This window comes from Plantactinospora sp. ZYX-F-223, from assembly GCF_039649625.1.
In the GTDB taxonomy this organism is placed as follows: Bacteria; Actinomycetota; Actinomycetes; order Mycobacteriales; family Micromonosporaceae; genus Plantactinospora.
The window spans coordinates 36,455-49,699 of record NZ_JBDJAV010000043.1; the positions used below are offsets into that span (position 1 = coordinate 36,455).

14 protein-coding genes are annotated in these 13,245 nt (G+C 72.1%); 5 read left to right on the top strand and 9 right to left on the bottom strand.

Annotated features, from left to right (window positions below; genetic code table 11):
• Nucleotides 1-84: 84 nt before the first annotated feature.
• Together AAH979_RS33160 and AAH979_RS33165 are read right to left on the bottom strand one after the other, a co-directional pair.
• Nucleotides 85-471 carry a VOC family protein gene (locus AAH979_RS33160; RefSeq protein ID WP_346262108.1) on the bottom strand — a complete coding sequence of 129 codons (387 nt, stop codon included), beginning with the start codon at nucleotides 469-471 and terminating at the stop codon, nucleotides 85-87.
• Nucleotides 471-767 (bottom strand): metalloregulator ArsR/SmtB family transcription factor, encoded by a 297-nt coding sequence (locus tag AAH979_RS33165; protein ID WP_346262071.1) that lies wholly within the window; start codon nucleotides 765-767, stop codon nucleotides 471-473. The genes AAH979_RS33160 and AAH979_RS33165 overlap by 1 nt, the downstream gene beginning before the upstream one ends.
• A gap of 243 nt (nucleotides 768-1,010) precedes the next feature.
• On the opposite strand from AAH979_RS33165, the gene AAH979_RS33170 reads away from it, so the two are divergent.
• Nucleotides 1,011-1,388 carry a hypothetical protein gene (locus AAH979_RS33170; protein WP_346262072.1) on the top strand — a complete coding sequence of 126 codons (378 nt, stop codon included), beginning with the start codon at nucleotides 1,011-1,013 and terminating at the stop codon, nucleotides 1,386-1,388.
• Between the two features lie 77 nt (nucleotides 1,389-1,465).
• Here the strand turns inward: AAH979_RS33170 and AAH979_RS33175 are convergent, their stop codons facing one another.
• Nucleotides 1,466-2,317 carry a TIGR00730 family Rossman fold protein gene (locus tag AAH979_RS33175; RefSeq protein WP_346262073.1) on the bottom strand — a complete coding sequence of 284 codons (852 nt, stop codon included), beginning with the start codon at nucleotides 2,315-2,317 and terminating at the stop codon, nucleotides 1,466-1,468.
• 18 nt (nucleotides 2,318-2,335) lie between these two features.
• On the opposite strand from AAH979_RS33175, the gene AAH979_RS33180 reads away from it, so the two are divergent.
• On the top strand, nucleotides 2,336-2,650 hold the full coding sequence (locus tag AAH979_RS33180) for a hypothetical protein (protein ID WP_346262074.1): 315 nt from the start codon (nucleotides 2,336-2,338) through the stop codon (nucleotides 2,648-2,650).
• Nucleotides 2,651-2,770: 120 nt separating this feature from the next.
• Here the strand turns inward: AAH979_RS33180 and dapE are convergent, their stop codons facing one another.
• Nucleotides 2,771-3,844 (bottom strand): succinyl-diaminopimelate desuccinylase, encoded by a 1,074-nt coding sequence (dapE, locus tag AAH979_RS33185; RefSeq protein ID WP_346262075.1) that lies wholly within the window; start codon nucleotides 3,842-3,844, stop codon nucleotides 2,771-2,773.
• A 116-nt stretch (nucleotides 3,845-3,960) separates the two neighbouring features.
• On the opposite strand from dapE, the gene dapD reads away from it, so the two are divergent.
• Together dapD and AAH979_RS33195 are read left to right on the top strand one after the other, a co-directional pair.
• Entirely contained in the window at nucleotides 3,961-4,914 is a 954-nt protein-coding gene (gene dapD / locus AAH979_RS33190) for a 2,3,4,5-tetrahydropyridine-2,6-dicarboxylate N-succinyltransferase (protein ID WP_346262076.1), read from the top strand.
• Nucleotides 4,915-4,922: 8 nt separating this feature from the next.
• Nucleotides 4,923-5,501: a sugar O-acetyltransferase gene (locus AAH979_RS33195; protein WP_346262077.1), complete on the top strand. Its 579-nt coding sequence runs from the start codon at nucleotides 4,923-4,925 to the stop codon at nucleotides 5,499-5,501.
• A 34-nt stretch (nucleotides 5,502-5,535) separates the two neighbouring features.
• Here the strand turns inward: AAH979_RS33195 and AAH979_RS33200 are convergent, their stop codons facing one another.
• The 5 genes from AAH979_RS33200 to AAH979_RS33220 all read right to left on the bottom strand — a co-directional run bounded on the left by AAH979_RS33200 (nucleotide 5,536) and on the right by AAH979_RS33220 (nucleotide 12,538).
• Nucleotides 5,536-8,679 (bottom strand): bifunctional diguanylate cyclase/phosphodiesterase, encoded by a 3,144-nt coding sequence (locus AAH979_RS33200; RefSeq protein WP_346262078.1) that lies wholly within the window; start codon nucleotides 8,677-8,679, stop codon nucleotides 5,536-5,538.
• A gap of 191 nt (nucleotides 8,680-8,870) precedes the next feature.
• Nucleotides 8,871-9,518 carry a nucleoside/nucleotide kinase family protein gene (locus tag AAH979_RS33205; RefSeq protein WP_346262079.1) on the bottom strand — a complete coding sequence of 216 codons (648 nt, stop codon included), beginning with the start codon at nucleotides 9,516-9,518 and terminating at the stop codon, nucleotides 8,871-8,873.
• A 7-nt stretch (nucleotides 9,519-9,525) separates the two neighbouring features.
• Complete coding sequence (locus AAH979_RS33210; RefSeq protein ID WP_346262080.1) at nucleotides 9,526-11,028, bottom strand: class I tRNA ligase family protein; 1,503 nt, start codon at nucleotides 11,026-11,028, stop codon at nucleotides 9,526-9,528.
• Between the two features lie 199 nt (nucleotides 11,029-11,227).
• Nucleotides 11,228-11,887: an SIMPL domain-containing protein gene (locus AAH979_RS33215; RefSeq protein ID WP_346262081.1), complete on the bottom strand. Its 660-nt coding sequence runs from the start codon at nucleotides 11,885-11,887 to the stop codon at nucleotides 11,228-11,230.
• Nucleotides 11,888-11,938: 51 nt separating this feature from the next.
• Nucleotides 11,939-12,538 (bottom strand): TetR/AcrR family transcriptional regulator, encoded by a 600-nt coding sequence (locus AAH979_RS33220; RefSeq protein WP_346262082.1) that lies wholly within the window; start codon nucleotides 12,536-12,538, stop codon nucleotides 11,939-11,941.
• A gap of 149 nt (nucleotides 12,539-12,687) precedes the next feature.
• Here AAH979_RS33220 and AAH979_RS33225 point away from each other — a divergent pair, with 149 nt between their 5' ends.
• Nucleotides 12,688-13,245 (top strand): hypothetical protein, encoded by a 558-nt coding sequence (locus AAH979_RS33225; RefSeq protein WP_346262083.1) that lies wholly within the window; start codon nucleotides 12,688-12,690, stop codon nucleotides 13,243-13,245.

Sequence of the window (13,245 nt, forward strand, 5' to 3'; positions counted from 1 at the left end):
GAGCGCCACCTCCGAACCTCGGCCGCCCGCCCGGCCCCGCCAAACCGAATCGGGCGGGCAGCAGGGACCGGCAGGCGTGCGCGACTACTTCATGGCGGCGATCTGGATCAGATTTCCGCAGGTGTCGTCGAAGACGGCGGTGACCACCGGCCCCAGGTCGGTCGCCTCCTGGGTGAACTCGACGCCCAGCCCCTTGAGCCGCTCGACCTCGGCGTACACGTCGTCGACGGCGAACTGGGTGAACGGGATACCGTCGGCGACCAGGGCACTCTTGAACGGACCCGCCGCCGGGTGGCCGTCCGGCTCCAGCAGCAACTCGACACCGTCCGGGTTGGCCGGGGACACCACGGTGAGCCAGCGGGCCTCGCCGGCGGGCTCGTCGGTCTTCTTGATGAACCCCAGCTTCTCGGTGTAGAAGGCAAGCGCCTTGGCCTGGTCGTCGACGAGCACGCTGGTGAGGTTGATACGTATCACGGATTTGGTTCCTCTCGGTCGATGGGCCACCGCTCAACGATCGAGCGCAGCGGGCTCGTGTCGAGGTGGTGGAACTTGTACCGGCCCTGCCGCCGGGTGCGCACCAGCCCGGCCTGTTCGAGCACCGCGAGGTGCTGCGAGATGGCCTGGCGTGAGGAGCCCAGGCCGTGCTTCATGGTGAGCCGGCTACAGATCTCGAACAGCGTCTGACCGTCCTTGTCAGCCAGCTCATCCAGGATGGTGCGTCGCGTCGCGTCACCGATGGCCTTGAACAGGTCGGAGTTCGCGTCCATGAGCACAGTTATAGGCAAGTGCTCACTTGCCTGTCAAGCGAGAGCCGCCGGCCTTGCGCCGGCGAGCCCGCCGCGCTCCCCCGCGCCACCTCGGCGATGGCGCCCTGAAAGCGAAATGAAGTCGCCGAGCCGTAGCGTGCCAGCCAACCGGCCGACGAAGACCGCCGATGCTCCGGCTTCGGAGCTGACACATAGGCGAAGGCCGGGCACCGAGCAGCACTTCGATCCCTGGGGAGGATCCGTATGGAAACCATGGAAGCGGCACCGACGCGGTCCCGTACGACGACCCGTCGCTCAGGCGGCTGGCGCCGGGCGGCCCGGGTGGCCGTGGTCGGTGCGGTGGCGGGCGCGGCGGTCGGGCTCGCCGCCTCGCCCAGCCTCGCCGCCACCGGCCGGGTCATCGTCAGCAGCCCGACCGGCCCGAGCACCATCCTGGTCAACCCGCCCGCCGGCTGCCACAGCATCAACGGGGCGCTCCCGCCCGACACGATCGTGCGGAACCAGACCGACGCCACGATCGTGGTCTACACCGGAGGGTTCTGCACCGGCTTCCCGTCGCTCGCCCTTCCGCCCGGCGACTCCACGGTTTTCTCCCCGGGGAGCATCCGGGTCCTGTCGTAACCGGAGAGACCGGCGGCCCGCCCCCATTGGGACCGGGGGGCGGGCCGCACGCCGGACGTGTCCGGGAGATCGATCGTTCAGCGGGAGTTGCGTCCTCCGGCGGCCGACTGCTGGGCCGCCTCGGCCTGGGCGATCGCGGTCTCCTGGAGCGCCTCCTGCTCGGCCGCGAGCGCCGCGTCCGCCTCCACGATGTGCCGGACGGCCGCGTTCACGTCGTCCGTAACGATGATCAGTTCGAGGTCGGCCAGGCCGATCTTGCCGTCGGCGGCGAGCGTGTCCCGGAGCCAGTCGAGCAGGCCGCTCCAGTACGCCGTGCCCATCAGGACCACCGGGAACCGGGTCACCTTGCCGGTCTGCACCAGGGTGAGCGCCTCGAACAGCTCGTCCAGGGTGCCGAAGCCGCCGGGCAGCACCACGAACGCCTGGGCGTACTTGACGAACATGGTCTTGCGGGCGAAGAAGTACCGGAAGTCGATTGCCATGTCGACCCAGTCGTTGATGCCCTGCTCGAACGGCAACTCGATACCGAGCCCGACCGACAGCCCGCCCGCCTCGGTGGCGCCCCGGTTGGCGGCCTCCATCACACCCGGCCCGCCGCCGGTGATCACCGCATAGCCGGCGGCGGCGAGCGCCGCGCCCAGCTCTTCGGCGAGTACGCACTCCGGGCTGTCCGGCTTGCTGCGGGCCGAGCCGAAGACGCTGACCGCCGGGGGCAGGTCGGCCAGGGTGTCGAAGCCCTCCACGAACTCGGAGAGGATGCGCAGTGCCCGCCAGGCGTCCTTGGTCTTCCAGTCGCCCCGGCTGCGCGAGTCGAGCAGCCGCTGGTCGGCCGTACTCAACGGGATGGCCTCGCGGCGCAGGGTGACCGCACCCCGATGCCGTTCCGGTCCCCGACCCCGGCCGCCGTTTCGCCCCTCGTTGTGGTTCATGGGGTCCACGGTAATCCGGTGGACCGCGAACGGGGTGGCGTGATCCGGTACGTCACGGGACAAACATCCAGCGTCGACGCAACCGAACGGGGCTGGCGGGCGTCTTACCATTCACAAGGGGGAACGCGCGGCGCCCACACCACGGCCGCGCACCTTCGGGGGGCAACGGTGATGACCAGCGGGGAGATCATCCGACTTCGACGGCAGATGCAGCGCCGGATCCGGGCGGTGGTTGCGGAGCGCCGGATGGCGCGCAACGCCGCGCCGATCGGCGCCATCGACGATCCGGGGCCGGACCAGGAATCGCGTACGCAGCAACACGTCGACGGGTAGTCCGCCGACCGAATATCACGGGGAAACCGGTGCCGGCCGGCGGCAAAGGGGCCACCGCCGGCCGGCACCGGATCAAACCTTCGACGCGACGCCGAAACTCCGTGCGACGCGACGCGGAGGTCAGTGCGAGGCGAGCCAGCGGTGCAGGGTGGCCGCGCCGTCCCGGATCTTGCCGATCTCGACGTGCTCGTCCGGGGCGTGCGCCAGGTTGGGGTCGCCCGGCCCGAAGTTGAGCGCCGGGATGCCCAGCGCGGCGAACCGCGACACGTCCGTCCAGCCGAGCTTGCCGATCGGGTCCGCCCCGACCGCCGTCAGGAACTCCCGGGCCGGTGCCGCGGTCAGCCCGGGCAGCGCACCGGGCGCCGAATCCGTCACCCGGACCTGATAGCCGTCGAAGACCTCGCGTACGTGCGCCTCCGCCTGCTCGGCCGTCCGGTCCGGGGCGAACCGGTAGTTCACCTCCATCTCGCAGAGGTCCGGTACCACGTTGCCGGCCACCCCGCCGCTGATCCGGACCGCGTTCATCCCCTCGCGGTACACGCAGCCGTCGATGGTGACCATCCGGGCCTGGTACGCCGCCAGCCGGTTGATCGCCCCGCCGATCCCGTGGATCGCGTTCACCCCGTTCCAGGAGCGGGCCGAGTGCGCCCGCCGGCCGGTGGCGCTGACGATCGCCCGCATGGTGCCCTGGCAGCCCGCCTCGACCACCCCGTGCGTCGGCTCCAGCAGCACCGCGAAGTCGGCGGTCAGCCACTCCGGATGCGCCTGCGCGACCAGGGTCAGCCCGTTGTAGCGGGACTCGATCTCCTCGGCCTCGTAGAAGAAGTAGGTGACGTCGTACCGGGGCTCGGGCACGCTCACCGCCAGGTGCAGCGCGTACGCCACCCCGGACTTCATGTCCGAGGTGCCGCAGCCGTAGATCAGGTCGCCCTGCACGCTGGACGGGAAGTTGTTGTTCAACGGCACGGTGTCCAGGTGCCCGGCCAGCACCACCCGCTGGGCCCGGCCCAGGTCCGTACGGGCCATGATCGTGTTGCTGTGTCGCGCCACGGTCAGGTGCGGGACGTTCCTGAGCACCTCCTCGACGCAGTCCGCGATCTCCTTCTCGTTCCGCGAGACGGACTCGATGTCGACCAGGGCGCGGGTCAACGCGACCGGATCGGCCAACACCTCGGGGGTGAGCGGGTTCTCCATGGTGGGAGACGGTACCGTCAAGGTCGTATCGGCGGGACGCGTCCAAGGCTCGGAAATGACGTTCCACACTCACGGCTGAGCCGAGGTGCCAGACGGATGACGGAGAGGTAAACCGGGTGACGACCGCACAGCCCGCCTGGGGGATCGGAGTGGCCACGCTCGCCGGAGACCAGGTGCTCGACACGTGGTATCCGACCGGCAAGCTCGGCCTCGGTTCGTCGCCGCTGGTCGCGGGCGAGGGCGCCGACGTACTCGACCTGCCGCCGGGCGCGATCGGCGACCGGGCGCTGCCGGGGCTGCGTACCGCCGTGGTGGTCACCGAGATCGGCTCGCTGGCCGACCCGATCAAGGACGCTTCCGACGCGTACCTCCGGTTGCACCTGCTCTCCCACCGCCTGGTCCGGCCCAACGAGCTGAACCTCGACGGCATCTTCGGGGTGCTGGCCAACGTCGCCTGGACCTCGGCCGGCCCGTGCCCGCCGGAGCGGGTCGACGAGCTGCGGGTGCTGGAGCGGGCCGCCGGCCGGCACCTGGCGGTCTACGGGGTCGACAAGTTCCCCCGGATGACCGACTACGTGGTCCCGTCCGGGGTCCGGATCGCCGACGCCGACCGGGTACGCCTCGGCGCGCACCTGGCCAGCGGCACCACGGTGATGCACGAGGGCTTCTGCAACTTCAACGCCGGCACGCTGGGCTCCTCGATGGTGGAGGGCCGGATCGTCGCCGGGGTGGTGGTCGGGGACGGCTCCGACGTCGGTGCCGGCGCCTCGATCATGGGTACCCTCTCCGGCGGCGGCAAGGAGAAGGTCCGGATCGGCGAGCGGAGCCTGCTCGGCGCCAACGCCGGGATCGGGATCTCGCTCGGCGACGACTGCGTGGTCGAGGCGGGCTGCTACATCACGGCCGGCTCGAAGGTGACCCTGCCGGACGGCCGGGTGGTCAAGGCCCGCGAGCTGTCCGGGGTCGACGGGCTGCTGTTCTGGCGCAACTCGGTGACCGGCGCCCTGGAGGCGAAGCCGCGAACCGGCCGGGGCATCGAGCTGAACGCCGCCCTGCACGCCAACGACTGAGCCGCCGAATGGACACCGGTGCGGATCCACGCTCGCAGCGGGAGCGGATGCTCGCCGGTGACCTCTACCGGGCCGACGACCCTGAACTGGTCGCACTGGCCCGGCGCGCCGCCCTGCTCGTGCAGCGCTACAACTCGACCGCCGCAGACCGGCCGGAGCAGCACGAGGCGCTGCTGCGCGAGCTGCTCGGCGCGGTCGGCGAGCAGGTGGTGGTCCGGCCACCGTTCTACTGCGACTACGGCAGCCAGATCCGTCTCGGCGACCGGTCGTACCTGAACGTCAACGCCGTACTGCTGGATGTCGCCGCGATCGAGATCGGTGCCGACGTGCAGATCGGGCCGAACGTGCAACTGCTGACTCCGCACCACCCGCTCGACCCGGAGCAGCGCCGGACCGGCTGGGAGGCGGCCCGGCCGATCACCATCGGCGACAACGCCTGGCTCGGCGGCGGGGTGATCGTGCTCGGCGGGGTCACCATCGGCCCGGACACCGTGGTCGGCGCCGGCAGCGTGGTCACCCGGGACCTGCCGGCCGGCGTACTGGCCGTCGGCAACCCGGCCCGGGTCCTCCGACCGCTGGCCGGCTGACCGTCGCCTCCCTCCGCGGCGCAGAAGGCCGGCGTCACTCGGCGGACGGGCGGGGCTTCGGGACCGTGCCGGGTGCGGGTGCCTCGCCGAGCCAGCGCAGCACGTCGTGGTCCTGCAACGGCCGGGCGAAGAGGTAGCCCTGCCCGGAGGCGCAGCCCATGTCCAGCAGGATGGTCCGGACCGCCTCCGTCTCCACCCCCTCGGCGATGATGTCCAGGCCCAGGGTGCCGGCCAGCCGGATGATCCCCTCCACCAGCAGCCGCTGCCGCCGCGACGACGCCACCGTCTCGGTGAACGACCGGTCGATCTTGAGTACGTCGGCCGGCATCTGCTGGAGGTAGCTCAACGACGAGAAGCCGGTGCCGAAGTCGTCGATGGCGACCCGCAGGCCGAGGGAGCGCAGCTCGGACAGCTCCGCCCAGACCGGCTCCTGGTCCCGCAGCAGCAGGCTCTCGGTGATCTCCAGCATCACCCGGTCCGGCGGTACGTCGGCGGCGGCCAGCGCCGCGCGTACGGTGCCGACGAAGCCCGGGGTACGCAGTTGCCGGGCCGAGACATTGATGCTCACGTACGGCGCATCCGTCGCGCCCCGCTCGGCGCGCCACCGGGCCACCGCACCGGCCGCCTGGCGCAGCACGTAGTCGCCGATCGGCTCGATCAGCCCGGTCTCCTCGGCCAGCCCGATGAAGAGCTCCGGCGGCACCGGCCCCCGAGCCGGATGGTGCCACCGGGCCAGCGCCTCGAAGCCGACCGCCGCCCCGGTCCGCATGTCGACGATCGGCTGGTAGTCGACCGAGAAGCTGAGCTTCTGCACCGCCTCGGTCAGCGCGGCCCGCAGCTCCAGCCGCTCCACGATCGCGGTGTGCAGCTCCGACTGGTAGCGGCACCAGCGCCCCTTGCCGGCCCCCTTGGCGACATAGAGCGCCAGGTCGGCGCGTTGCAGCAGCTCCCCCGCATCGCTCGCGTCGGCGGTGGTGGCCACCCCGACGCTGACCGACCCGTTGACCACGGTGTCGCCGACCCCCAGCGGTTCGGCGAGCGCCCGGACCAGGTGATCGGCGACCTGCTCGACCTGCTCCGGGTCGTCCGCGTCCGGGATCAGCACGGCGAACTCGTCGCCGCCGAGCCGTGCCACCAGGTCGTTCGGCCCGACGATCTCCCGCAGCCGCTGCCCGGCGGCGATCAGCAGCGCGTCCCCGATCGCGTGCCCGTGGGTGTCGTTGACCGCGGTGAACTCGTCCAGGTCGATGGAGAGCGTGCCGACGGTACGGTCAGCGTCCCGGGCCTTCTCCACCGCCTCGTACACCTGGTCCTGGTAGGAGGCCCGGTTGGCCAGCCCGGTCAGCGCGTCGTGCACCGACCGGTGGGTCAGCTCCTGCTCCAGCCGGACCCGCTCGGTGATGTCCCGCAGGGTCAGCACGAAGCCGCGTACGGTCCGGTCCCGGCGCAGGTCCCGACAGGTCACCTCGAGCTGCACCCGCTGCCCGTCGGGCCGCCGTACGCTCCAGCCGACCCCTCGGCGGTCCGATTCGGCGAGCGCCGTGTCGAGCAGGGCGGGGACCGAGAGCTGGTCCTCGGGGGAGAGCACGGTGCCCAGTTCGGTGCAGTCGGCCGGCTCGACCCCGAGCACGGTCCGCAGCGACGGGCTGGCGTACCGGACCCGGTGGTCGTCGTCGACGATCAGGATCACGTCCGCCGCGTTCTGCACCAGGCTGCGGAAGTACGCCTCGCTGTCCCGGCGGTTGATCTCCTGGGCCAGGCTGATCCGTTCCAGCGCCATCGCCGCCTGCGCGGCCAGCACCTCCAGCGAGTCCCGCAGCGCCGGCAGCAGCCGGCTGTCGGTGGCCACCAGCAGCGCACCGACCCGGGGCGCACCGCTGGCCCCGCCGTCGACCCGGCCGTCACCGACCAGCGGGCAGAGCACGACGGTCTCGAAGCCGCGGAGCTGCTCGGCCAGCGCCGGTTGCAGGGTCCGGATCCGGAGCAGCCGGCTGCGCCGGGCAGCGGCGGCGGTCGGGGCCGGATAGAAGGGTGCCGGCGTGGCCATCCCCGGGCCCCAGATGCTCACCGCGGCCGCCGGCACCCCGTCCGCGTGGTTGATCGTGAAGACCATCCGGTGCGAGGACTGCCGGGGCACCAGCCGGGCCACCGCGGTCCGTACCGCCCGGCGCACCTCGGCGGTGTCGGTCGCGGCCACCAGTTCGGCGCCGGACTGCCGCAGGCTCCGCTCCCGGGCCACCGCCTGCCGGTGCCCGTCCACCGCGTCGCCGAGCCGGCTCAGCACCAGGGCGAAGACCACCCCGCCGACCACGGCGATCACCGCGCCGTCCCGGACGTCCCCGTTCACCACCTCGAAGAGCAGCACCGCCGGGGCGAGCGTCGCGGCGATGCCCAACAGGACCAGGTGAGTCTTGTCGATCTCGCTGTCCGGCGGCGTGGCCGGCTCGGTCAGCCGCGCCATCGACGGATGCAGCGCGGCGGCGCCCCAGGCGACGTAGAAGGCGAGCCAGCCCAGCTCGTTCGGGCCGCCCGGCTGCCACTCGCCGTGCAGCAGCGCGGCGCCGTAGCCGATGTCCGAGACCAGCATCCCGGCCGCGCCCGCGACCAGCAGCAGCCCGGCGACGCTGCCCTGCGAGGTGACCGCCACCCGCACGGTGGTGGCCAGCAGCAGCACGTCGAGCAGCGCGTACGCGGCCAGCACCGACCGCTCGAACGTGCTCGGCCCCGGACCGACCAGGTAGGGCCGGATCACCAGTACCCAGAGCAGGAAGGCACCGGCGGTGGTGAAGATCAGGAAGTCGAGCAGTCCGGACCGGTTCCGGGCCCCGGTGGTGGAACGGGTCAGCCCGAGCAGCCCGGCGCCGATCAGCGGCACCATCACCAGATAGAAGAGGTCGGAGACGAGCCCGGAGTCGGCCGGGGAGTCGCCGAGCGGCAGGTTCGCGGCGAGCAGGTAGACGGTGTCGCCGGCCGCGAAGACCCCGAGTGCCGCGACAAAGAGCCACCAGGCGTACCCGCGCTCCGGCCGGTAGCGGCGGACTCCGATGGCGACGGCCGCCATGCTGGTCAGTCCGAACGCGGCGGTCACCACCGGACGCGGCACCGGCAGGGCGAAGAAGCCGACCACCAGCGCGGCGTTCACCCCGGCGTACCCGGCCAACAGTTTCCGAACTGACACGGCTCTCCTGCCGATCGTCGCTCCCCTGCCGATCGTCGCCGGCGGCTGCACACCCCTGGTCGAAACAGTTTCGCCGATCGGTCTACCAGTCCTCGATGCGCTTCGCCATCACCCCGCCGGGTAGTGGTACCGACCGATGGGCAGTGAGCAATCCGGGACCTATGTCGACAGGTCGGAACGGACCTGCGGCGTCAGGCCGGATTGGACGGTGCCATCCGGACGACGAGGTCGGCCCGGTCGATCGTGCCGGCGATGAGTTCGGCGTTGCGCTGGTCGGTACCCCGGGCCCGAGCCGCCGCCTCCAGCGGTTCCCGGCCGAACGCGATGTGCCGCTCGGTCAGCCGGTGCAGCCGCTCGGTCTCGTCGAGGTCGAGGAACCACACCTCGTCGAGGAGTTCGCGCACCTCGTCCCAGGGCTGGTCGGGCACCAGCAGGTAGTTGCCCTCCACCACCACCAGCGGCACCGACGGCGGGACCGGGATCGCCCCGGCGATTGGCTCCTCCAGTTCGCGGCGGAACTCGGGCGCGTACACCGTCTCGGTACCGGCCCGCAGCCGGCGCAGCAGCGCGACGAACCCGGCCCCGTCGAAGGTGTCGGGCGCGCCCTTGCGGGCGTGCCGGCCGAGCCGGTGCAGTTCGGCCTCGGCCAGGTGGAAGCCGTCCATCGGCACCAGCTCGGCGATGCCGTGCAGCGCCGTCACCAGCAGTCCGGCCAGGGTCGACTTGCCCGCCGCGGGCGCGCCGGTGATGCCGAGCAGCCGGCGCGGCCCGGTCGACGCCAGCGTGCGGGCCCGGGCGACCAACTGGTCCAGGGTGTGGCGGAACGGTTCGGGGCGCACCGGGGAACTATCCCACCCCGCCAGCCGGCAACCGCACCCCTGCCGCGAGCCGGGGGAAGAGCGGCGCGGCGCGGTTGACCCGGTGGCCGCCCGGATATCCGCCCCAGGCCAGGTCGTCGGGGACCCGCGGGGCGTACCCGTCGAGCCCGATCTGCCGCCAGATCCGCGCGGCGGTCTCCGGCACCGCCGGGGCGGCCAGTACGGCGACGATCCGCAGCGCCTCCAGCGCGTCCCCGAGTACCGTGGCCGCCTCGGGCGAGTCGGCCGGCAACCGCCACGGCTGCGCCGAGACCAGGTACGAATTGGTCGCCGCCACCAGCCGCCACGCGGCGGCCAGCGCGTCGGACGGCTGCCCGGCCGCCCAGCCCTGGGCGCTGGCCTCGGCGGCACGGGCGGCGGCCGGGGCGAGCGGGGAGCGCCGGCTCGGCGCCGGGCCGGTCCCGGCGCACCTGGACACCACCAGCGCGGTCACCCGGGAGAGCAGGTTGCCGAGCGTGTTGGCCAGGTCGGCGTTGTAGCGCGCCTCGACCGAGGCCGGCGAGAACTCCCCGTCCGGGCCGACCGGGTTGTCCCGGAGCAGGTGGTAGCGGAGCCCCTCCGGGCCGAACCGGTCGAGCAGGTCGTCCAGGGCGACGGTGCGCTGCCCGGATTTCGCGATCTTGCTGCCGCGTTGCAGCAGGAAGCCGTGCACGGTGATCCGCTCCGGCAGTGGCAGGTCGGCGGCGAGCAGGATCGCCGGCCAGTAGATCGCGTGGAATCGCAGGATGTCCTTGCCGATGACGTGCCGGGCCGGCCACCAGCGGGAGAACTCCGGCGCCGGCCAGCCGGCGGCGGTGAGATAGCTGCCGAGGGCGTCGAACCAGACGTACGTCACCTGGGTCGGGTCCCAGGGCAGCGGGATGCCCCAGTCCAGGTTGGCCCGGCTGATCGAGAAGTCGGCAAGTCCCCGGCGCAGCCAGCCGAGCGCCTCGTTGCGGCGGCTGGCCGGCCGGACCGCGTCCGGACACCGCTCGAACCACTCGGCCAGCGGCCGGGCGAACTCGGCGAGCCGGAAGAACCAGTTCTCCTCGCCGACCAGTTCGGTCGGCCGGCCGTGCACCGGGCAGACCGGCTCCGTCGTGTACGCCTCACAGCCGACGCAGTACCGCCCGTCGTACCGGCCGGGGCGGAGGTGACCGGCGTCGTGCACCCGGGTCAGCAGTGCGGTCACTGTCTCCCGGTGCCGGGCCGAGGTGGTCCGGACGAACTCGTCGTACCCGATGCCGAGCCGGTCCCAGGTGGCCCGGAACCGGCCGGCGGTGCGGTCGGCGAGCGTGGCCGGCGCGATTCCGGCCTCCGCCGCCGCCCGGCGCACCTTGGCGCCGTGCTCGTCGGTGCCGGTGACCAGCCGGACCGGCCGGCCGCAGAGCCCCTCCCAGCGCGCCAGCGCGTCGGCCAGCACCGTCGTGTACGCGTGCCCGACGTGCGGCAGGTCGTTGACGTAGTAGATCGGTGTCGTCAGGTAGGTCATGGCGCTCCTCCAGAGGTGCTCGGGAGGGGCCCGGCCACATCCGAAACGGGCCCCTCGAAGAATCGAGAGGCCCGTCGACGCGGGCGGTTGGCGCGCGCGACCTAGCTCCGGCCCCTCCGGGGCCGGCGCATGACTCGGGTACGGGTCGCGGCGGTCATGGCGGCAGGCTAGTGCGGCACGCCGCCGTCGCGCACCGGCATTATTCCGGTGCGAGTCGGGGCGGGGTGATGGCGAACCGGGCCTCGACGGTGGCGTGCACGGTCTGCACCTGCGGGTCGAGTTCGAGTTCCGGCGGCGCTCCGCCGGCCGCCCGGTAGCCCATGGTGTGCGCGGCCCGGGTCATCATCAGCGGCTGCGCGGTCAGGCCGGCGTCGGAGAGGTGCAGCAGGGCGGTCACCTCGGCGCCGAGCGCGTCGGCGTACTCCCGGGCCCGGGCGATCGCCTCGGCGACGGCGGCCCGCCGTGCCTCCCGGTGCACCGGGCTGCCCGGGCGCAGCTCCCACCACGGGCCGGCGACGGTGGCCTGGTCCTGGTCGGCCAGCCGGAGCATCAACTCGCCGAGCACCCCGAAGTCGGTCACCGTGACGACGGTGGTGGCGCTGCCGGCGTACCCGGTCACCTTCTCGCCGGAGCGCTTCAGCTCGGGGCGTACCCACAGGTCGCCGGTCTCCCGGCGCTCGATGGCGTCGCCGTACTCGTCGACCAGCGCCCGGACCGCCTCGGACCGCTCGGCCAGCCGGGACAGTGCCGCCGGGCGGTTCTTGTCCCGGGCGGCGACCGTCACCGAGAAGCGGGCGATCTCCGGGGGAACCTCCCGGACCACCTCGCCGCGGACCAGCACGAAGGGTTGCGCCGTCATCTATCCACCCTAGTCCGGCACAGTCGGTTCGGCTCGGTACGCGGCGAGCCGCTACCTGCTCGGCTGGCGTGCGGAGTGGGTCCGGATGAGTCCCTCGACGCCGCGGAGGAAGGTCTCGCAGATCAGTGCCCGGTCGAACAGGCAGCCGGCCGCCATCGCGCCATCGCGGAGCATCACGAAGTGCTGCGCGGCGGGCTCGGCCTCGGTTTCCTGGATGTTCGCCATCAAGGTGTTGACCGTGTCGAGGAACCACCGCCGATGCGCGAGGACGGCCTGGTGCACCGGGTGGTCGGGATCGGGGTACTCGGCCACGGCGTTCAGGAAGGCGCAGCCGCGAAAGCCGGCGGACTGGATGCTCTGGGCAATCGACTCTGCGACGGCCCGGAGGGCGTCGGGCGCCGGGAGGCCGGCGGCGATGGCCGTCTCCACCTGGCTGCGGATGGCGTGATCGGCCGCGTGCAGATAGGCAAGGACAAGGTCCTCCTTGCCGGGGAAGTGCCGATAGAAAGTGGCCCGGGTCACCTTCGCCTCGTTGATGATCCGGTCGACGCCAACCGAGTGGATTCCCTCCCCGTAGAAGATCCTGGTCGCCGTGTCGAGGAGCCGTTGCCGCGCCTCGGACGGCCGGGTGCCGGTCTCGCTAGGTGCCATGAGCCGATAGTAGGGATAGAACGTTCGGTCTTGCCACGTCGACACGAAGTCGCTATGGTTAGCGAGACAGAACGTTCGTTCTAGTGGTGTTTTCAACTGCGGTGCCCGCTTAGTTGCGGTTTCCCTCGGTAACCACCGAAAGGATCACCATGACCACCGTTACCGCACCCGCCGTCTCGACGACGGCGTCCACCCTGCGGCGGCTGTACTTCGTCCGCTTCGCGTTCGCCATCGTCTGGGCCCTCGTGATGTTCCCGCTCGCCAAGCACCTCGGCCCGCTCACCGTGACGCTGCTCGTGCTCTACCCGCTGTTCGACGTGGCCGCCGCCGTCGTCGACGCCCGCGCGTCGCGCGCCACCGGATCGCCCACCCTGCTGTACGTGAACGTCGCGGTCAGCCTGCTCGCCGCGGTCGGCCTGGCCATCGCCGGCGCGTCCGGCATACCGGCGGTCCTGCGCGTGTGGGGCGCCTGGGCGGTCGTGGCCGGGCTGGTTCAGCTGATCGTGGCGGTCACCCGCCGCGGGATGGGTGGCCAGTGGCCGATGATCATCAGCGGTGGCATCTCCGTACTCGCCGGCGGGTCGTTCATCGCCGGTGCCTCCACGGAGAACCCGATGCTGACCAACGCGATCGGCTACGCCATCCCCGGCGCCATTTTCTTCCTCATCTCGGCCATCCGCCTCGGCCGCGCCGCCAAGGCGAACTGA

What these genes read in the sequence shown, in the direction of transcription:
- AAH979_RS33220 (WP_346262082.1), bottom strand. Translation starts at nt 12,538, where the DNA reads ATGGCACCTAGCGAGACCGGCACCCGGCCGTCCGAGGCGCGGCAACGG.
- AAH979_RS33175 (WP_346262073.1), bottom strand. Translation starts at nt 2,317, where the DNA reads ATGAACCACAACGAGGGGCGAAACGGCGGCCGGGGTCGGGGACCGGAA.
- dapE (WP_346262075.1), bottom strand. Translation starts at nt 3,844, where the DNA reads ATGGAGAACCCGCTCACCCCCGAGGTGTTGGCCGATCCGGTCGCGTTG.
- AAH979_RS33195 (WP_346262077.1), top strand. Translation starts at nt 4,923, where the DNA reads ATGGACACCGGTGCGGATCCACGCTCGCAGCGGGAGCGGATGCTCGCC.
- AAH979_RS33170 (WP_346262072.1), top strand. Translation starts at nt 1,011, where the DNA reads ATGGAAACCATGGAAGCGGCACCGACGCGGTCCCGTACGACGACCCGT.
- AAH979_RS33210 (WP_346262080.1), bottom strand. Translation starts at nt 11,028, where the DNA reads ATGACCTACCTGACGACACCGATCTACTACGTCAACGACCTGCCGCAC.
- AAH979_RS33225 (WP_346262083.1), top strand. Translation starts at nt 12,688, where the DNA reads ATGACCACCGTTACCGCACCCGCCGTCTCGACGACGGCGTCCACCCTG.
- AAH979_RS33215 (WP_346262081.1), bottom strand. Translation starts at nt 11,887, where the DNA reads ATGACGGCGCAACCCTTCGTGCTGGTCCGCGGCGAGGTGGTCCGGGAG.
- AAH979_RS33165 (WP_346262071.1), bottom strand. Translation starts at nt 767, where the DNA reads ATGGACGCGAACTCCGACCTGTTCAAGGCCATCGGTGACGCGACGCGA.